At 69.9% G+C, this 19441-nt stretch carries 17 protein-coding genes; 11 read left to right on the forward strand and 6 right to left on the reverse strand.

The genetic code is table 11. The features are described from left to right. Positions 1-2109: 2109 nt before the first annotated feature. From QSK37_RS38735 to QSK37_RS38760, 6 genes are all read left to right on the forward strand, one after another. Entirely contained in the window at positions 2110-3312 is a 1203-nt protein-coding gene (locus QSK37_RS38735) for a GGDEF domain-containing protein (RefSeq protein WP_285631071.1), read from the forward strand. Positions 3313-4088: 776 nt separating this feature from the next. Then, entirely contained in the window at positions 4089-5786 is a 1698-nt protein-coding gene (ettA, locus tag QSK37_RS38740; protein WP_285631073.1) for an energy-dependent translational throttle protein EttA, read from the forward strand. A gap of 133 nt (positions 5787-5919) precedes the next feature. Then, a complete protein-coding gene (locus QSK37_RS38745; protein ID WP_285631077.1) occupies positions 5920-6687 on the forward strand; it encodes a group II truncated hemoglobin in 768 nt (255 codons plus the stop codon). 83 nt (positions 6688-6770) lie between these two features. Then, on the forward strand, positions 6771-7208 hold the full coding sequence (locus QSK37_RS38750) for an acyl-CoA thioesterase (protein ID WP_285631080.1): 438 nt from the start codon (positions 6771-6773) through the stop codon (positions 7206-7208). Positions 7209-7319: 111 nt separating this feature from the next. Continuing rightward, the gene (locus QSK37_RS38755; RefSeq protein WP_285631083.1) at positions 7320-8726 is read left to right on the forward strand and encodes a S28 family serine protease; all 1407 of its coding nucleotides are present in this window, start codon (positions 7320-7322) and stop codon (positions 8724-8726) included. Positions 8727-8811: 85 nt separating this feature from the next. After that, on the forward strand, positions 8812-10005 hold the full coding sequence (locus tag QSK37_RS38760; protein ID WP_285631090.1) for an MFS transporter: 1194 nt from the start codon (positions 8812-8814) through the stop codon (positions 10003-10005). 4 nt (positions 10006-10009) lie between these two features. Here QSK37_RS38760 and QSK37_RS38765 read toward each other — a convergent pair whose 3' ends face one another. The 3 genes from QSK37_RS38765 to QSK37_RS38775 all read right to left on the reverse strand — a co-directional run bounded on the left by QSK37_RS38765 (position 10010) and on the right by QSK37_RS38775 (position 11949). After that, entirely contained in the window at positions 10010-10393 is a 384-nt protein-coding gene (locus QSK37_RS38765; protein WP_285631093.1) for a globin, read from the reverse strand. A gap of 13 nt (positions 10394-10406) precedes the next feature. After that, positions 10407-11381: a mechanosensitive ion channel family protein gene (locus tag QSK37_RS38770; RefSeq protein WP_285631096.1), complete on the reverse strand. Its 975-nt coding sequence runs from the start codon at positions 11379-11381 to the stop codon at positions 10407-10409. 277 nt (positions 11382-11658) lie between these two features. Next, on the reverse strand, positions 11659-11949 hold the full coding sequence (locus QSK37_RS38775; protein WP_285631099.1) for a hypothetical protein: 291 nt from the start codon (positions 11947-11949) through the stop codon (positions 11659-11661). 294 nt (positions 11950-12243) lie between these two features. Here QSK37_RS38775 and QSK37_RS38780 point away from each other — a divergent pair, with 294 nt between their 5' ends. Together QSK37_RS38780 and QSK37_RS38785 are read left to right on the forward strand one after the other, a co-directional pair. Continuing rightward, positions 12244-13830, forward strand: a complete 1587-nt coding sequence (locus QSK37_RS38780; RefSeq protein ID WP_285631101.1) for an NsdA family TPR-like regulatory protein — start codon at positions 12244-12246, stop codon at positions 13828-13830. A 75-nt stretch (positions 13831-13905) separates the two neighbouring features. Next, positions 13906-14370 carry a GNAT family N-acetyltransferase gene (locus tag QSK37_RS38785; RefSeq protein ID WP_285631104.1) on the forward strand — a complete coding sequence of 155 codons (465 nt, stop codon included), beginning with the start codon at positions 13906-13908 and terminating at the stop codon, positions 14368-14370. Between the two features lie 8 nt (positions 14371-14378). On the opposite strand, the gene QSK37_RS38790 is transcribed toward QSK37_RS38785, so the two are convergent. The 3 genes from QSK37_RS38790 to QSK37_RS38800 all read right to left on the reverse strand — a co-directional run bounded on the left by QSK37_RS38790 (position 14379) and on the right by QSK37_RS38800 (position 15850). Then, entirely contained in the window at positions 14379-14582 is a 204-nt protein-coding gene (locus QSK37_RS38790) for an FmdB family zinc ribbon protein (RefSeq protein ID WP_285574288.1), read from the reverse strand. A 58-nt stretch (positions 14583-14640) separates the two neighbouring features. Then, on the reverse strand, positions 14641-15150 hold the full coding sequence (locus QSK37_RS38795) for an HNH endonuclease (protein WP_285574290.1): 510 nt from the start codon (positions 15148-15150) through the stop codon (positions 14641-14643). 214 nt (positions 15151-15364) lie between these two features. Beyond that, complete coding sequence (locus QSK37_RS38800; protein ID WP_285631107.1) at positions 15365-15850, reverse strand: hypothetical protein; 486 nt, start codon at positions 15848-15850, stop codon at positions 15365-15367. A 244-nt stretch (positions 15851-16094) separates the two neighbouring features. On the opposite strand from QSK37_RS38800, the gene QSK37_RS38805 reads away from it, so the two are divergent. From QSK37_RS38805 to QSK37_RS38815, 3 genes are all read left to right on the forward strand, one after another. Then, a complete protein-coding gene (locus QSK37_RS38805) occupies positions 16095-18272 on the forward strand; it encodes a prolyl oligopeptidase family serine peptidase (protein WP_285631110.1) in 2178 nt (725 codons plus the stop codon). Next, entirely contained in the window at positions 18262-19038 is a 777-nt protein-coding gene (locus QSK37_RS38810; protein ID WP_285631113.1) for a class I SAM-dependent methyltransferase, read from the forward strand. Before QSK37_RS38805 ends, QSK37_RS38810 begins: the two co-directional genes overlap by 11 nt. Before the next feature lie 207 nt (positions 19039-19245). Beyond that, on the forward strand, positions 19246-19441 hold a 196-nt coding region (locus tag QSK37_RS38815), incomplete at its 3' end, for a transposase (protein WP_432705641.1).

The following is a 19441-nucleotide window of genomic DNA, read 5'->3' on the forward strand; positions in this document are numbered from 1 at the left end:
CAACCTGCGGCGGGCGCCTCGGTCCTGGCCGCGGCGGGCTCACTGGTCTCGATCCGCGGCAGGCCGATGGGTTCCGACCTGTGGCAGGCCGATGGGTCTCGACCTGCGGCGGGCGCCTCGATCCTGTCTGCGGCGAGCCCACCGGTCCTGGCCGCGCAGGTCATCGGCCCTGGCCGTGGTTGCCCGTCAGACCGGTGTCGCTGAACCATGCCGATGCCGCCGTGGATGAGGTCGTGCCGGTCCCAACATGGCTGAGTCCGTGGCGCTCCCGCCAAGCCCGACGTGCCGATCCCCGAATGGAGAACCATCGCTCATGTCAGTCGAGTCACACACCAACGAGACGAGCCGAAACACGCCCAGGAAGCCGAGAGGGTCGGGAACATCCACCCCGGCCGACCGGTGCGGCCGAGAGCCGCCCGGGCATCCCGTGGCCGGCGGGAGACCCCCATTCACCCTTTCAAGGTGTCGGAGGAGGGAGACGATGCAATTCCCGCGAGCCGTCTCCTGGATCTGAGAGGCGAGGCCCCGGGGGAGAGCCAGATGCTCCGCCGAGCCTCACCACAGGACTGAACGCTGCTGTCGGTGAGCCGCCGACCGACGTGCAACCTGTCCTGGATGAGCCCCGAGGTCGCGGCAGGGATGCCCTTAGCCGTACTCGTCCCCGGAGCCCGCCCTCAACCGCGTCGCGCCCGTCGAGAGCCGATTTCGGAAGACGCCAAAGCCCACGGACCCGAAGCGACAGCCGGAGAGCGAAGGAGAGCAACCAGGGAGCCAGCCGGAATCGGGCAGAGAGGGCGGCCGGAGAGGGGCGGCCGGACAGCCCGGTGAAAGAGAGCAGCCATCGAGGCCAACTGGAGATGCAGCCAGAGAGGCAGCCAAGAGCCCGAACCACCTGGAAGCGTTCTCGCGCTTCCCCCTGCGAGGTCTGGCGTGGGAGGACACCACTAGCTCTTGACGGAGACAGAGAGACGGCATGGAGAGGCAGCCGGAGAGGAGGTTGGCCGCGGGAAGCATCATCCGACCGCAGGAGGGGGCGCCGCGCAGCGGCCCGTGCGGGCGACGTGCCTGACGGTGCTTCACCCCGCAAGGCCGCTGCGCGGCGGCGGACCAGGGTAGGGAACATCGGGTCGGTGTCGGACCGACTCTGGTGGACGGTCGCTGCGCGGCGGCGGACCAGGGTAGGGAACATCGGGTCGGTGTCGGACCGACTCTGGTGGACGGTCGCTGCGCGGCGGCGGACCAGGGTAAGGAATACCGAATCGGTGTCGCACCGACTCTGGCAGACAGCGATCGCCCGCAGGCGACGCGCCGCGGCCCAGCGCCACCCGCACGACGGTGGTGGCGTGACTTGCCACCGCACCGGTCCGCCCGTTCCCTCCGTCCCGGGTGGACAGTAGCTCCGGACCGCTCGTGGGCACGGCACCACCGGTTCCCAGGTGGCAGTAAACCTGCGGATCGTAAACGTTTGTCTGGATTTGCGATCTCACGGTCACGGCAAGGGAAACGACGCGGCTGCGGTTGCGCTGGCCATGTGCCGTCGGGATTGTTGTCGCAGCCGGCGGGCCGGTCGTCGGGTGATTCTGTGAGCGTGCGGTGGTTGTCGGCGTGGCGCTGGCGGCCATGCGGTGGTCGCCCGCGATGCGTCGTGGGGCAGTGCTGGCGTGCGAGGCGTGATGGCTCGGCCCAGATGGACGTTGGCCAGCGGGGTCGGGCAGGCGGCAGGGCGGTGGCCCTGTCCACGTCAGATCCAGGAGACTCCGCGCATCCTGATTCCCTTTCCGGAAATGCTGCGTCCCACCCGGCGTCGGGCCGGACGGGGTGACGGGGCACTCAGGGGGGCGATGAGCGCCTGCGGGCCTGAGCGTACGCCCTTCATCCGACGGGCGCTCTAAGAAGCTACAGCTTTTCCCGCCCACTCCGCACACATTGCAACTATCCTATTACTGAATGTGATTCGATGATGAGGTGAGCGCGGGCCCGTCCTCAGCCAGGGGGCAGTCCCGACGTGCGGCTTTGGCCCGATCCGTTGGGGGAATGATGACGGCACTGCATCAGTCGGCCGCCGAGGGCCGGGGCGACGTGACCAGAAAGCCTCCACGCTGGCCACTGTTGGCCCAACCCGCGCCGACCATCGCGTACGTCGTCGTGGTCGTGGGGCTGCACTTCGTACTGATCGGCATGCTCGCCGCGCGTACGGAGTGGCGGCCGGCGGCGCTGCTCACGTTCGCGGCTCTGATGGGGGCCGGTGCGCTCTGCATCGAGGCCTCACGGCGGCTCGGCATGCCCGCGGGCATCGCGCGTGACCTGCTCTCCGCCTGGTGGCTTCCCGTGGCGCTGCTCCTGCCACCGGTGTACGCGCTGCTGATCCCCATCCCGATGCAGGCGCTGCTGCAACTGCGCGTACGCCGCACCCTGCTGCATCGGCGCGCCATCGTCGCCGCTGCTCACGGCCTCGCGGGCGCCGCGGCCTCGGTGACCTTCCACCTCGTCGTACCGGATCCGCTCCAGGCCGGCACCCGATGGCTCGCCGATCTCGACTCGGTCATCCCGGTGATGGTCGCCTGTGCCGTCCTGTTCACGGTGATCAACACGGCGATCGTGGCGGTCGCCGCGCACAGCTCCGCGCCGGGCTGCCGCTGGCACGAGCACCTGCGCAACCGCGAGCACCTGGTCCTCGACGTCGTCGAGCTCTGCCTCGGCGTTCTCGTCACGATCGCCTGCGCGCTCAGCCCCGCGCTGATTCTCGTCGCGCTGCCGCCGGTGATGCTGCTTCAGCGCAGCCTCATGCACCAGCAGCTCCAGGCCGCCGCCCGTACGGACGCCAAGACCGGCCTGCTCAACGCCGCGGCCTGGCAGCGCGAGGCCGACACCGAGATCGCTCGCGCCAACCGTACGGGCGAGTCCCTCGCCCTCCTGCTGATCGACATCGACCACTTCAAACGGGTCAACGACGTTCACGGGCACCTGGCCGGCGACCAGGTGCTGATCGGCGTCGCCGGCACGCTCGTCAGCCAACTGCGCGAGTACGACGTCGTCGGCCGGTTCGGCGGCGAGGAGTTCGTCGTCCTCCTGCCGGGCGCCGACATCCTCGAAGGCTGCCGCGTGGCCGAACGCCTCCGCAACCGCGTACGCCGGCTCTCCGTACCGGCCGACGACGAGTCGGTCACCGTCACGGTCTCGGTCGGCGTCGCCCTCTTCCGCACGCACGGCCAGGATCTCCTCGAACTCCTGGCCTCCGCCGACCTCGCCCTCTACCGAGCCAAGAAGTCCGGCCGCGACCGCATCTGCCTCCCCGCGACCCAGAAGGCCTGATCCCCCCGCACGACAACGCCGGACTCGCACGCGAAGGGTCCGGCTTCTGCACGGGAAGGGTGACGCGGACGGCGAGGAGAGGGCAGCGGAGAGGGGCGAAACGCATCCATCAGGCGTCCGCGACTGCGCGCGGATCCCCTCTGCGGCCGCTGCTCGGACGCAGTGGTCGATGACCGCGGGGCAGGAGCGACGCCGCGCCGTACGACATTGATCGGTGGTCGTGGCGGGCTGACGACGATCCCTGGGCCAGAGAAGGTCGCCGACGCGCGAGGAGTAACCGGACTCCTCACGCCCGAAGTGGCCGGGCTCTCATCCGGCGGTGCAGGGCCTTGCCGGCGATCAGCTCGACGCCGTCAATGCCTTGGCCGCGGCCAGCTCCAGCACACGTTGAGGCGTGGCGCTCGTGGGGACCTGGCAAAGTTCGCGCCTGAAATATGAGCCCACATGTAAGCGAGAACGGACGTCTCACGTGACCTCTGGGCCTCGCGTGAGCGTGACCGGGCTTCGTCGGATAAGGCGTGGCGGGGTTTCTCTCCGGTTCCCCGCACAGGCAAAAGATGATCACGCCGAGCCGCCCGAACTTCCCAATCCCGCTCCGCTGCAGCGCCGCGGGTCACCTGGAAAGACGAATCCCCGGCTCAGCGGCGCCGCTGAGCCGAGCACGCCGGAGCGCCGGAAGCCGAGAGGACCAAGACGGCGGAAACGGCGGAAAACGACCCCGCGACATCCGCTCAGGCCGGTAAGGCCACCGCCTCGGAGGCCATAGGCTTGGGTACATGCCGGAGTACATCTACACGATGCAGCGTGCGCGCAAAGCGCACGGTGACAAGGTCATTCTCGACGATGTCACCCTCAGCTTCCTGCCCGGAGCAAAGATCGGTGTCGTCGGACCCAACGGCGCCGGCAAGTCCACGCTGCTCCGGCTGATGGCCGGTATCGAGCAGCCCTCCAACGGCGAGGCCCGGCTGATGCCCGGGTTCACCGTCGGTCTCCTCCAGCAAGAACCCCCGCTCAACGAAGAGAAGACCGTTCTCGGCAACGTCGAGGAGGGGGTCGCCGAGACCAAGGCGATGGTCGACCGGTTCAACGAGATCGCCGAGAAGATGGCGACCGACTACTCCGACGAGCTGCTCGAGGAGATGGGCAAGCTCCAGGAGCAGCTCGACCACCGCAACGCCTGGGACCTCGACAGTCAGCTCGAGCAGGCGATGGACGCCCTCCGCTGCCCGCCTCCGGACGCGGACGTCACGAAGCTCTCCGGCGGCGAGCGCCGGCGGGTGGCCCTGTGCAAGCTCCTCCTCGAGGCACCCGACCTCCTGCTCCTCGACGAGCCCACCAACCACCTCGACGCCGAGAGTGTGCAGTGGCTGGAGCAGTTCCTGGAGAAGTACGAGGGCACCGTCCTCGCCGTCACCCACGACCGGTATTTCCTCGACAACGTCGCCGGCTGGATCTGTGAGGTCGACCGCGGCCGTCTCGTCGGGTACGAGGGCAACTACTCCACCTACCTGGAGAAGAAGGCCGAGCGCCTGAAGGTCGAGGGGCAGAAGGACGCCAAGAAGAAGAAGCGTCTGGAGCAGGAGCTTGAGTGGGTCCGCTCCAACCCGAAGGCCCGCCAGACCAAGAGCAAGGCCCGGCTCCAGCGCTACGAGGAGATGGCGGCCGAGGCGGCCAAGACCCGCAAGCTCGACTTCGAGGAGATCCAGATCCCGCCGGGCCCGCGCCTGGGCACCACGGTGATCGTCGCCGAGCACCTCACCAAGGGCTTCGACGACCGTCTCCTGATGGAGGATCTCACCTTCAACCTGCCGCCGAACGGCATCGTCGGCGTCATCGGCCCGAACGGCGTCGGTAAGACCACGCTGTTCCGCATGATCGTGAACGCGGCCGGCGCGGGCGCCCCGGAGGGCGTCACCGCGGACGAGAAGCCGGACGAGGGCAGCCTCAAGGTCGGCGACACGGTCAAGATCTCCTACGTCGACCAGAGCCGTGGCGGCATCGCCCCGGACAAGAACGTCTGGCAGGTCGTCTCCGACGGGCTCGACCACATCAAGGTCGGCCAGGTGGAGATGCCCAGCCGCGCGTACGTCGCGGCCTTCGGCTTCAAGGGCCCGGACCAGCAGAAGCCCGCGGGCGTGCTGTCCGGCGGTGAGCGCAACCGGCTCAATCTGGCGCTCACCCTCAAGCAGGGCGGCAACGTCCTCCTGCTCGACGAGCCCACCAACGACCTCGACGTCGAGACGCTGAGCTCGCTGGAGAACGCCCTGTTGGAGTTCCCCGGCTGCGCCGTGATCACCTCGCACGACCGGTGGTTCCTCGACCGCATCGCCACGCACATCCTGGCGTGGGAAGAGGGTTCGAGCTGGTTCTGGTTCGAGGGCAACTTCGCGGACTACGAGAAGAACAAGATCGAGCGCCTGGGCGCCGACGCGGCCCGCCCGCACCGCGTCACCCACCGCAAGCTCACCCGCTGACCACCGGCGCTCGACACATCGGCGGCACGGTCGCGGATGGCACCGCCATCCGCCGGCCGTGCCGCCGATGGCGTTCAGGCTCGGCCTCTGGCTATGATTACAAAATTACAGTTGCTTCAGAGGCGAGGGCCGCATGACCGTCGAGTACATCCGTTACCGAATCGGCCGGCAGGACGCCGAGGAGTTCGAAGCCGCCTACGCACGTGCCGCGGTGCCCTTGGCGGCCGCGCCACAGTGTGTGGACTACGAGCTGTCTCGCTGTGTCGAAGAGCCCGAATGGTACGTCCTGCGTATTACGTGGACCTCCGTCGAGGACCACGCGCAGGGTTTCCGCGGCGGAGAGCACTTCGGGGCGTTCTTCGCGGAGATCAAACCGTACGTTCAGCAGATCGAGGAGATGCGGCACTACGAGCGCACCGCCGTGTGCGGCACCGGCTCCTCGACGCCCAGCCTGTACGACTGGGCGGGTGGCGCCGAGGCGTTCGAGCGGCTCACCGAGTCGTTCTACGTCCAGGTCCTGAAGGACGACCTGATCGGTCCCCTCTTCGCTCACATGGATCCGGGCCACCCCGAGTACGTCGCGATGTGGCTGGCCGAGGTCTTCGGCGGCCCGTCCCGCTACACCGACGAGCGGGGCGGCTACCACCACATGCTCGCCCGCCATATCGGCAAGGCCATCAGCGAACCCCAGCGCCGCCGCTGGGTCGCCCTCCTCATGGACGCCGCCGACGAGGTCGGTCTGCCCGCCGATCCGGAGTTCCGCGCCGCGTTCGCGAGCTACATCGAGTGGGGAACCCGCCTCGCCTTCGCCAACTCCCAGCCGGGCGCCCGCCCCCCGCAGCAGGCTCCCGTCCCCCGCTGGGGCTGGGGTGTGGCCCCGCCGTACACCCCCACCGCCTGATCATGTCCACCCCGCCGTACGCCGGCCGAGGCGGGGCGGGGAGACTTGGGGCGACCTGTACGGCCTCGCGAGATGGATGACGCATGGTTCAGCCTGCCCTCGACACCGACCGGCGAGACGAGGTACGCCGCCACATCCACGAGTTCCAGGTGCGGTTCGGCGACATCGACGTGCTCGGGCACGTGAACAACTGCCGCTACCTCACCTACCTCGAGGACGCGCGCGTGTCGATGTTCCGGCTCGATCCCCTGCGCCAGGGGACGGCGCCGCTCAAGGGGCTGGTCGTCGCCCGGCACGAGATCGACTACAAGCGCCCGCTGCTGTTCCGGCCGGAGCCGGTCCGCGTGGAGACCTGGGTGACCGAGCTGCGCGCCGCCTCGTTCACGCTGGCGTACGAGATCCGGGACGACGAGCACGTCTACGTTCGCGCTTCCTCGGTGATCGTCGCGTACGACCTGGAGAACACCCGCTCCCGCCGGCTCGATGAGGACGAGATCGCGTTCCTCGAGGCCTACCGGTGAGTGAAACGTCGCTGACGACATTTTAGTAACAAACCCGACAGAAGCGCCGCTTTACCCATTCTTGCCCGTAATGTCACGCCTGCCCATTGGCGCGATCACATAGGGGTGAGGATGCGAAGGGTCTCACGAGGGTTGCTGGCCGTGATGCTCGCGGCGGGTCTCAGCGGTGTCTCGGGCACCGCGCACGCGACGACCGCCAAGGCCGACGGCGACATCCTGGCCAGGCTCAAGGCGATTCCCGGCATGACGGTGCAGGAGAAGACCTCCTCTCTCACGGGCTACCGGTGGTTCTGGCTGGACTACCGCCAGCCGGTCGACCATCGGCACCCGGACAAGGGCTGGTTCGAACAGCGCGTCCTGCTCGAGCACAAGTCCGACGACCGGCCCATGGTCCTTTACACCAGCGGTTACAACACTCCCGAGACGATGTTCCTGTCCGAGCCGACCGCGCTGGTCGACGGCAACCAGATCTCGGTGGAGTACCGGTTCTTCGACCCGTCGATCCCCCAGCCCGCGCAGTGGAGCAAGGACACCATCTGGCAGGCCGCGACGGACGAGCACGTGCTCATCAAGGCCCTCAAGACGATCTACCACGGCAAGTGGATCTCCACCGGGGCGAGCAAGGGCGGCATGACCGCCACGTACCACAAGCGCTTCTACCCGAACGACGTCGACGGCACGGTGGCCTACGTCGCGCCGAACGACGTGAACAACAAGGACGACAGCGCGTACGACCGGTTCTTCAAGACCGTCGGCACCGACCCCCAGTGCCGTACGGACCTGCAGAACCTCCAGCGCGAGCTGCTCAAGCGCCGCACCGAGATCGAGGCGCGGATGACGGCCGCCGCCCAACAGGCGGGCTACACCTGGAACATCATCAAGTCCGTCGACGTCGCCTTCGAGAACTCGGTGATGGACTTCGAGTGGGCGTTCTGGCAGTACCACCTGCAGGCGGAGTGCAAGGACGTGCCGTCCACGACCGCCTCGACCGATGCGATCTACGACTACTTCGACCTGATCTCCGGGGCCCTGACCTACACGGACCAGAGCCTGCAGCCGTTCATCCCGTACTACTACCAGGCGGGCACCCAGCTCGGCTGGCCGTCGCCGAGCTTCAAGTACCTGCACCCGCTGCTCCGCCACGAGAGCACCTACCAGCCGCGGACGTACGTCCCGCGGGACATCCCGATGACGTTCGACCCGAACGCGATGAGGGACGTCGACCACTGGGTGCGGACGAGCGCGACGCACATGGCGTTCATCTACGGCCAGAACGACCCGTGGGGCGCCGAGGCCTTCAGCGTCGGCCCGCACGCCCGTGACTCGAAGGTCTACGTGTCGCCGGGGCAGAACCACAGCTCGCATCTCATCGCGACGCTGCCGGCCGCGCAGAAGGCGGAGGTGACCGCCGACCTGCTCCGCTGGGCCGGTGTCTCCTCGGCGGCGCAGCAGGCCAAGGCCCTGACTGGTCCGCAGGTCACCGAGGACCCGATCCTGGCGCGGCACCCGCGCCTCTGACCGAGACGACCCCCGTCGAAGACCTTCGGCGGGGGTTTCTCTCACCCTGAAGGCGTCTCATTATTCGAGACGCTAGTATCGCATTATGAACAGGCGGTGGTTGATCCTCATTGTCGGGCTGTTCGCGATGATCGCCGGATGCGCGTACCAGTACGGCCTTCCCTACCTGATCCCGGCGCTCCGGGCCGACAAGGGGCTCTCCCTCCGCGAGGCGGCGACGCTCATCTCCTGTCCCGTCGCCGGGCTGCTGATCGCGCTGGCGCTCTGGGGGATCGCCGCCGACCGCTGGGGTGAGCGGATCATCCTCTCCACCGGCCTGACCGTCGCCGGCCTCGCGCTGCTGGCCGCCACCACCGCGACGGGCATCCCGGCGCTGGGCGCCTGCTTCTTCGTCGCCGGTGCGGGCGGCGCGTCGATCCATGCCGCCAGCGGGCGGCTGATCCTCGGCTGGTTCGCCGCGCACGAACGCGGCCTGGCCATGGGCGTACGGCAGACGGGCCAGCCGCTCGGCGTCGGGCTGGCCGCGCTCACCCTGCCGCCGCTGGCGTCCCGCGCGGGCCTGCACGGCGGCCTGTACCTGCTGGCCGCCTGCTGCCTGGCGGCCGCCCTCCTGGTCGGCGTGCTGGTCCGCGACCCCGAGCGGCCGGAGGCGGGCGACGACGAGCACCGCGGGCGGTCGCCGTACCGCACGCCGGTGCTCTGGCGGATCCACGCGGCGAGCGCGCTGCTGGTCGTGCCGCAGTTCGCGGTGTCCGCGTTCGCCCTCGTCTACCTGGTCGACGCGCGCGGCTGGGACGCCGCGACGGCCGGCCGGGTGCTGGCGGTGGCGCAGGTCGGCGGGGCGGTCGCGCGGCTCGCCGTCGGCCACTGGTCGGACCGGGTGGGCAGCCGCGTACGGCCCATGCGCACGCTCGCCGTGGCGATCGGCGTCATCGTGCTCGTGCTGGCGGCCGGAGCGCTGTCCGGTTCGGCCGCCGCCACCGTCGCGCTGCTCGCCGCCTCCGTGCTCACGGTGACCACGAACGGGCTCGCCTTCACCGCGGTGGCGGAGTACGCCGGGCGGTCGTGGGCCGGGCGCGCCCTCGGTATCCAGAACACCGGCCAGAACCTGCTGGCCGCCGCCACCCCGCCGGTGCTCGGCACGCTCGTGGCCGGCGCGTCGTACGGTGCGGCGTTCGCCACCGCGGTGGCGTTTCCCCTGGTCGCGGCGCTGCTGGTGCCCGGCCGTCTCGGCACGGGACGAACGGCCGAGCCCGAGCCCAGCCTCGACCGGTCGTGAGCCGTCAGTCCAGCGTGTTGATCATGCTGTTGGCGGCCATGACGAGGTAGTCCCAGAGCATCTTCTCGAGCGGCTCCGGAAGTGCGATCTCATCGACCGCGTCGCGCATGTGCGCCAGCCACGCGTCGTGCTCGGCGCGGCCGACCCGGAACGGGGCGTGCCGCATCCGCAGCCGCGGATGGCCGCGCCGTTCGCCGTACGTGCGGGGGCCGCCCCAGTACTGGATCAGGAACAGCCGCAGCCGCTCCTCGGCCGGGCCGAGATCCTCTTCCGGGTACAGCGGGCGGAGGACCGGGTCCGCCGCGACGCCCTCATAGAACCGGTGGACGAGCCGGCGGAAGGTCTCTTCGCCGCCGACCGCCTCGTAGAACGTGACTTCATCTGCCATGGCGTGCCCCACCCTATGCGGCGGTGAAGGTGGCCATGTTCACCCCGGCCGAGTCGAACGCCTTCTTCACGCGTTCGCGCAGCTCGCGGGCGACGTCCGACTGCCGGCCCGGCGCCGTCTTGCACACGACCCGCACCACCACGGCCTCGCCGGACAGCGCCTGGACGCCCCACACCGTCGGCTCGTCGAGGATGGCCTCGTCCCAGGGCACGTCGATCGCCATCGCGCCCGCGGTCTCGGCCAGGATCGTACGGACCTTGTCCAGGTCGACGTCGTACTCCACCGGCACGTCGAGCACGACGCGGGCCCAGTTCTGCGACTCGTTCCCGATCCGCTTGATCTCGCCGTTCGGGATGTACCAGACGACGCCGTTGACGTCGCGCAGCCGTGTCGTGCGCAGCGTGACCGCCTCGACGGTGCCCTTGGCCGAGCCCACGTCGATCACGTCGCCCACGCCGTACTGGTCCTCCAGGAGCATGAACATGCCGGTGAGGAAGTCCTTGACGAGGTTCTGCGCGCCGAAGGCCACGGCGACGCCGATGATGCTCGCGCTGGCGAGGAACGGCGTCACGTCCAGGTGCAGGTAGCGGAGAATGTTGATCGCTGCGCTGCCGAGGATGATGATCGAGGCGACGCTGCGCAGCACCGAGCCCGTGGTCTCCGCGCGCTGCCGGCGGCGTTCGCTGACCAGCACCGGGCTGCCGTCGAAGACGGTGCGCGTGCGTTCGCGGAGGCGTTCGGGCATCGTGCCCTCGGCCATCCGGAGCGTGATCCGGGTGATCAGCCGGTTCACGATGCGGCGCAGGATCATCGCGATGACGATCGAAATGATGATTTTCAGCGCGATGGTGAGGGGCTTGTCGATCCAGTTGCTGAACGTACTGGTGACGTCGGAATTGTGGCTGATGTTCCAGGTCAGCCGGCAGCCCGTGGTCACCGGCTTCCGGCAGAAGTCCCCGGCGCTGCCCTTGCTCGTGAAGAACACCATGGGAACAGCGGAAGACGCGAGCACAGAAGAACCCTCCCCGGTCGGTCCTCGACCGCCTAGCCTGCGAGCGTCTCCGATGTTAAGCGAACGGGAGGACCCCGACGGCCCCTATGGGTGTGCGCCTTCTCATGCCCGGTCACGTGCTGTTTTCGGTCGTCTCCGCCCCGTGGGCGGACGGCCGTCTGCTATGGACGGTCCCGCGGGACCGGTCAGTCCGCGCCACCGGTCGCGGTCCCGCGGGACGCGTTCCCCCCTCGAACGCGCGGGAGAAGTTCCTCTAGCCGTGCCGCGTCTCGAGCACCCGCGCCACCTTCGCCGCGGCGCCGTACGGGTCCTCCACGGCGTGCAGTGGTTCGCCCCAGGACCACCAGAAGTACCAGGGCGGCTGGGCGGCGTCGCCGGGCGCGGGCGCGCACATGACGTTCTCCGACAGGCTCGCCGCCTCGGGGTTGACCACCCGGCAGAAGGCCGGCCCGGAACGGGAACGGACCACTTTGGCGACCAGGCCCCGGTCGGCTAACTCGCGGACCAGGCCTTCGAGGTATCCGACCCGGCGTTCATCCGGCATCACCGCGACTTCCCTTCACATTATGGACGCGATCGACTACGCGCAGCGAGAATCGCAAGGTCGTCGGGGAGGGTCAAGGAACGTCGCCGGTTCCCGGCGCACGAATCCTCAACGGGGCCGAACGATCCTCCACCGGTGCATGACGAAGCTGTGCCGCCGGAGCGGGGAATGCGACCCGTCTCATGCAATTTCACGGCGATTCGGTTGGCGCATGGCGACGGCGGCGTTACGCTGCGTACGCTCGTTGTCTCGCTTTAGTAGCCGTTCGGCTCCTTCCCCCCGAGGAGGCCGGAGATGACAGAACCCGAAAAGCCCGGACCGCCGAGGAAAGAAGCGGACCTGGCCCGCCAGATGCGGGCCCGCGGACTCGCGCTCGGTCATGCGCCTCCGCAGATCGCCCGGGAGATCCACGAGGTGTGCGCGCCGATCCACGGCACCAGCCAGATCAAGGCGCACCGCCTGGCACACGGCATCGCGCTCTCCGACGTCGTGGCCCAGGTCCGCGCCCTGTACGAACTCGAGGGCCGTCCGCCGCCCAAACTGGGCGAGACGCTCCTGTCCGCGTACGAGAGCGGCTACAAGCGGCCGGGACCCGCCTACCTGCACGATCTCTGCCGCGTCTACCACGCCGAGCCCGCCGACCTCGGGTTACGGGGGCCGTGCGTCTGCGGACACCCCCATGCCCGTCTCCTCGAGCCCGGCGTCGTGCTCCAACCCGACACGCTGACGACATCACGACAACCGTTCTCCGTGCCGCCCATCACCGGGGTCCAGTACCGCGCCGAGGACCCCCGCGGCGGCGCCGGAGAGGAGGAGGAGACAGTGCTTCGGCGAACCCTTCTGCAGATCCTGGCCGGGGCGGGCGTGGCGCTCGATGGCCAGATCCTGGGCGCGGTGGACGGTGTCCGTCGCAAGATGGACGACACACTGGTCAACGCGTCGGTCTCCCCGACGATGCTCGACCAGTGGGAGGAGACCGCGCTCGGATACGGCAAGCAGTACACCTCGACGCCGCCGCTGCGGCTGCTCTGCGACGTCCTGCTCGACTTCAGCGAAGTACGCCGCATGTGCGAGCAGCGGCAGCCCATCGAGCTCCAGGAGCGACTCTGCCGCCTCGCCGCCCAGCTGTCCGGGCTGGCCGGCGCCCTGATGATCAACCTCGGCGACCACCGCCTGTCCCGTTCCTTCTTCCGTACGGCCCGCACCGCCGCCGACGAGACCGGCGACCGGAGCCTGCGGTCGTGGGTGAGCGTGCGCGAGGCGCTGGTGCCGATGTACTACGGAGACCCGCGCGAGTCGCTCCACCTGGCCCGGCGCGCGCAGGACCTGGCCGGCCGTACGCCGAGCGCCGCCGCCGCCATGGCCCCCATCGTGGAGGCCCGCGCGCTCGGCATGCTCGTCAAACGCGGCCGCAGCGACGCCGCCGGCAGCGCCAAACGCGCCATCGCGCGCGGCCAGGCCGTCTTCGGCCAGCTCGGCAAGGAGCACGTGGCCGACACGGCGTTCGGTTACACCGAGCGGCAGCTGGCCTTCCACGTCGGCGACACCTACACCAACATGGGCGACCACACGCACGCCGAAGAAGCCCTGCGCCGGGCGCTCACCCTCTATCCCTCCACGTCCGAGCTCGACCGCACCCTCATCTGGCTGGACCGCGCGACGTGCCGCCTGCAGAAGGGCGAGCCGGAGGAGGCGCTGCGCACCGCCACGGAGACCGTGCTCGCCCTGTCACCGGGCCAGTTCACCGACATCATCGCCCAGCGTGCCCGTCAGCTCGTGGGAGCCGCCGTCGCGCAGTACGGCGAGACCAACGAGACGAAGGAGTTCCGTGCGATCCTGGCGGCGCCGACCAGGAGCGGCGCCGGCGAGAAGCAGACCTGACCGATGGCACGTGTGCTCGACGCCGGCGCACCCAGGCGCCGGTGTCAGGATCCGCCTGTCTGGACCTTCTGCGCGATGCGCATCCGCCGCTACGCGCCGGCCGACCACGCCACGGTCCTGACCCTCCACCGGGAGGGCCTGGCCCAGGTCGGCCTGCGGCCCGGCGACGGGGTCTACTACGACGACGACCTGGCCGACGTGGAGGGCGTCTACCTGCGGGCCGGCGGTGAGTTCCTGGTCGGCGAGGTCGCCGGGGAGATCGCCGCGATCGGCGGTCTTCGCCGGGTGAGCGACCGGGTGGCGGAGATGGTCCGATTACGGGTGCGCCCGGATCGGCAGGGCCGGGGGTACGGCGCGGCCGTGGTGACGGTGCTGGAGGAGCGGGCGGTGGAGCTGGGCTACCACGTGCTGCGGGCGGACACGACGGTGAAACAGCCGGTCGCGATGGAGCTGTACCGCTCGTCGGGCTGGCAGGAGCTCGACCGCCGGGTCACCGGCCCGACGGTCACGGTGTACTTCGGCAAAAGTCTCGTGCGCTGAGCGGACGGTCAGCCGCAGCAGCCGCCTCCGCAGCAGCCGCCGCCGGCCTGCGGCGGGGCGGCCGCCCCGCCGGTCATCGCGACGGTGGACAGCAGCTTGACGGTGTCGTCGTGCCCGTCCGGGCAGGTGGCGGGGGCGGAGGCCTCGGCCATCGGGCGGCTCAGCTCGAACGTCGAACCGCACGCGCGGCAGCGGTAGTCATAACGTGGCACCCGCTCAGAATACGTCCTCTGCCCGCGTCCGCCAGGGGTGAGACGCACGCTCCGGCAGTTAAGCGGCGGGCTCGCTGACGTAGGGCGCCCACTGGGGGTCGCCGTCGTGGACGAGGCCGATGAGACGCCAGTGGGCGCCACGGGGGACGGCGGGCGCGACCGGGAGCTGCCAGCCCAGCTCCTCCAGCAGCTTGTCCGCCTTGCGATGGTTGCAGGGCGTGCAGGAGGCGACGCAGTTCTCCCAGAGGTGCTTGCCGCCACGGCTCCGGGGGATCACGTGGTCGATCGTCTCCGCGCGCCGGCCGCAGTAGGCACAGCGGTAGTTGTCGCGCCTCATGAGCGCGGCACGGGTGAGCGGCACCCGTTGTCGGTAGGGGATCCGCACGTAGCGCAGCAGCCGGATCACCGACGGCATCTCGACCACCACGGTCGCCGAGTGCAGGCGGGCACCCGAGATGTCGTGGTGGACGATCTCCGCCTTCTCCCGCAGGACGAGACAGACGGCCCGTCGCAGGGGCAGCGTGGTCAGGGGTTCGTAGGTGGCGTTGAGGAGCAAAACCTGTCTCATCAGACGGCCTCCGGGACGCAGGCGCCGGTCGCCCCGCGGGGCACGCTCCAGCGCGCCTCGAGACGAGGCTCAACGATCATCAGCACCAGCGCACCCGCCACGAGGACCTCCTCACGGGTGATACTCGAACTGAAATCAGTGTGGCCGCTGAGATGCGGATTTCGCTACCCCATAAGACCGCAATCGCTGTAAAGGGGTCTTGATCCTGGATCGGTCAACGAGCGTCCGTACCGGTCATCGGGCCGCCGGGCGCCGCGACGCCGGCGTCCACCGGGGAGGGGGCGCCGATGCCGGGCAGGATGCCCGGCATCTGGTGCCATGTCACCTGGGCGTTGACGCGCAGCGTGCCGCCCGCCGCGGCCACCGTCGTCCGGATCCAGCCGCTGCGGCTCTCGCCGGGCTTGATCGAGTCGAACCGGCACACGATGTCGCCCGCCTGGCCGGCGGCGCACGGCTGGGAGACCCCGACGATCTTCTGGTCGGCCGAGACCCGGTGGGTCGCGACGACCGTCTCGGCGCCCGCGGTGCCCTTGTTCGTGAGCACCCAGTGCCAGGTGACGCCCGAGTTGTCCGTGGCGATCTGCGGATGCCCGTACTCCATCCGCAGGTCGGCCGCCGGCGACGGAGCCGCGTACGCCGGCGGGACGATCCCCGTGGCGGCCAGCGCCGGAATCGCGGCGAGCGCGATGTATCCCCTCATGTCCAACCCCCCGATCGACATGCAAGGCCCAGGCTACGGCTCTCCTGACCGGGCGGGCCGTCCGGCTCCACCGGTGTCCGTCATCATTCGGTCACGAACGCCCCGCGGCCCGTCCACGGCGGACGATCCCACGGAAACCACCGAACGGCCCGGCCATCATCGGCAAAAGCCCTGGTGTCGAACATTTGGCGTTAAACCGCGATGCCGCGTCCTGTCCCGCCTCACGACCTCGTAGAGTGCGTTCATGAGCGAGCGGAGCGAGCGAATCGACAAGCACAGCGTCCCTGGTCACTCCTCCGACGGAGTCGGACTCGGGGATCGAGAGCTGTATCCGTTTGCACGGCGTGAGGACCTCGTCGAGGAGATCCACGGCCACCGCGTACCCGACCCGTACCGCTGGCTCGAGGACCCCCACGGTGAGGAGACCAAGACCTGGCTGACGGAGCAGGACGAGCTGTTCCACCGCGAGGTGGACGACCTGCCCGGCCGCGACCGCCTGCGCGCCCGCATCCGTGAGCTGCTGGGCGCCGGCACCGTGGGCGCGCCCGTCTGGCGCGGCGAGCGGCGGTTCTTCATGCGCCGTACGGCCGAGCAGGAGCACGCCGTTCTCTACACGGTCGACCCTCCGGCGAATGAGGGGGAAGAGGGGACCGAGCGCGCGCTCATCGACCCGATGGCGCTCGACCCCACCCACACCACGACGCTCGACTCCTGGCAGCCCGACAAGGAGGGCCGGCTTCTCGCATACCAGCTGTCCCACGGGGGCAACGAGGAGTCGAAGCTGTACGTCATGGACATCGCCACCGGCGAGCGGGTGGAAGGGCCCATCGACCGGTGCCGCTACACCGCGGTCGCGTGGCTGCCCGGCGGCGAGGCCTTCTACTACGTCCGCCGCCTGGCGGCCGACCAGGTGCCCGCCGGCGAGGAGCAGTACCACCGCCGCGTCTACCTGCACCGGGTCGGCACCGACCCGGAGACCGACGACGTGATGATCTTCGGTGCGGGCCTGGAGAAGACCAACTACTACGGTGTCTCGGTGAGCCGCGACGGCAACTGGCTCACGCTGTCGGCCTCCCAGGGCACCGCGCCGCGCAACGACCTGTGGATCGCCGACCTGCGCACCTCGTCGCTGGAGGCGCCCGAGTTCACGGCCGTGCAGGAGGGCGTCGACGCGGAGACCGGCCTGTACGTGGGCCGCGACGGCCGCGCGTACGTCTTCACCGACCGCGACGCACCCCGCAGCCGGCTGTGCGTGACGGACCCGGCCTCGCCGTCGCACGAGACGTGGCGCGACCTGATCCCGGAGGACCCCGAGGCGGTCCTGTCCGACTTCGCGATCCTGGACGACCTCGACCGGCCGGTGCTGCTCGCCGGCTGGACCCGTCACGCGCTCAGCGAGATCACGATCCACGACCTGGAGACCGGCGAGCGCATCGGCGAGGTGCCGTTGCCGGGGCTCGGCTCGATCGGCCGCATCGGCGAACGCCCGGAGGGCGGCCACGAGGCGTGGTTCGTCTACTCCGACAACACCACGCCCGTCTCGGTGCACCGCTTCGACGCGCGGACCGGCGAACTCTCCCTCTGGGCATCGGCGCCGGGCGCGGTCGAGGTGCCCGACGTGGAGGCGCGGCAGCTCACCTACACCTCCTACGACGGCACCGAGGTCCGGATGCTCGTCGTCGCGCGCCCCGGCGGCGAGGGACCGCGCCCGACCATCCTGTACGGCTACGGCGGCTTCAACATCCCCCTGACCCCGGCGTACAACGCCACGACGCTCGCCTGGGTGGAGGCCGGCGGCGTGTTCGTCGTGGCCAACCTGCGCGGCGGCTCGGAAGAGGGCGAGGAGTGGCACCGGGCGGGCATGCTGGACAAGAAGCAGAACGTCTTCGACGACTTCCACGCCGCCGCCGAGAAGCTCATCGCCGACGGCTGGACCACCCCGGACCGGCTGGCCGTCTCCGGCGGTTCCAACGGCGGCCTGCTGGTCGGCGCGGCGATCACCCAGCGGCCGGACCTGTACGCCGCCGCGGTGTGCTCCGCGCCGCTGCTGGACATGGTGCGGTACGAGAAGTTCGGCCTCGGCCAGACGTGGAACGTGGAGTACGGCTCCGCCGACGACCCCGAGCAGTTCGAGTGGCTCTACGCCTACTCGCCGTACCACCACGTACGCGAGGGTGTCGCCTACCCGGCCACCCTGTTCACGGTGTTCGAGAGCGACACCCGGGTCGACCCGCTGCACGCGCGGAAGATGTGCGCGGCGCTGCAGCACGCGACCTCCGACGCCGCGCGGCCGATCCTGCTGCGCAACGAGGCCGACGTCGGCCACGGTTCCCGCGCGATCAGCCGCTCGGTCGAACTGACCGTGGACACGCTGTCCTTCACGGCCGCCCACACGGGGCTGAGGATTCCGGATGGTCGCTGACGACGCTCTGGATCGGGTGCTGAAGCTGCTCGCGTCGCCCCCGGCGCGTCCGGAGGTCTCCCACGGCTATCTGGACCTGCTGGGGGAGGAGGGGACGCACGACACGCTCGCGCAGCGGCTGATGCGCTCCTCCGGGCTGCCGCGGATCTACGAGCAGGTGTGGCGGCCGGTGCTCTTCGGGCTCGCCAAGGGCGGCCCGCTCGGGCCGAGCACCGATCAGGAGTACGCCCTGGCCCGTGCGTGGCTGGACCTGGCCGCGACGCCGGGCGCGACCGTCCTGGACGTGGCCTGCGGTCCGGGCAACGTGACCCGCGCGCTGGCCGAAGGGGTCACGGACGGCGGCCTGGTGATCGGCGCCGACGCGTCGGCCACGATGCTGAGCCGCGCCGTGGCCGACACGCCCGCCTCCGCCCCGGGGACGGCGGAGGTGGCGTACGTCCGGTGTGACGCGGCGGACCTGCCGTTCGCCGACGCGGCGTTCGACGCGGTGTGCTGCTACGGCGGGCTGTACCTGTTCGCCGACCCCTGGGCGGCCCTGGCGAGCATGGCCCGTGTGCTCCGGCCGGGCGGCCGCCTGGTCGTGCTGACCACGCACCGGCCGGGACTGCCGCTCCTCGGCCCGGGTCTGGGGGCCGTGAGCGGGGCGACCGGCATCCGCATGTTCGGGGCGCGCGAGCTCACCGAAGGTCTGAGCGCGGCGGGCTTCTCGGCCGTACGCCGCCGTTCCCACGGCCTCATGCAACTCGCCGGCGCGACCCGGCCGTAGGGCCTGTCTCAAAGCCCCGCTGTCCTACTGCGCGGCGCCCAGACGACGCCTCGCCGCGTTGTCGTCAGTCGCCAGCCAACACCAGGCTGACTCCCTCCTCCGCCTTGCGACGCGCCGCCTGGACACCGCTCGCTACGGACGGGGACCTTTGAGACAGGCCCTAGTAGTGCTTTGTTACGTTTGTGATCTTGGTGGCGATGATCGTGTGTGAGGTCTGGGGAGATCACCGCGGTCCGGTCGCGGTTGGAGGAGTTCGCGGCTGAGGTGTTCGCGGGGTTGCCGCGGTCGGATCAGCGCGCCACGGGTGGGCTGTATGTGCGGGGTTTGCTGCTGGACGGGCAGCGTAAGTCGATGCAGCCGATGGCGGAGCGCCTTGGTGTGGATCATCAGCGGTTGCAGCAGT

The sequence above is a fragment of the Actinoallomurus iriomotensis genome (assembly GCF_030269445.1).
GTDB classification, from domain to species: domain Bacteria; phylum Actinomycetota; class Actinomycetes; order Streptosporangiales; family Streptosporangiaceae; genus Actinoallomurus; species Actinoallomurus iriomotensis.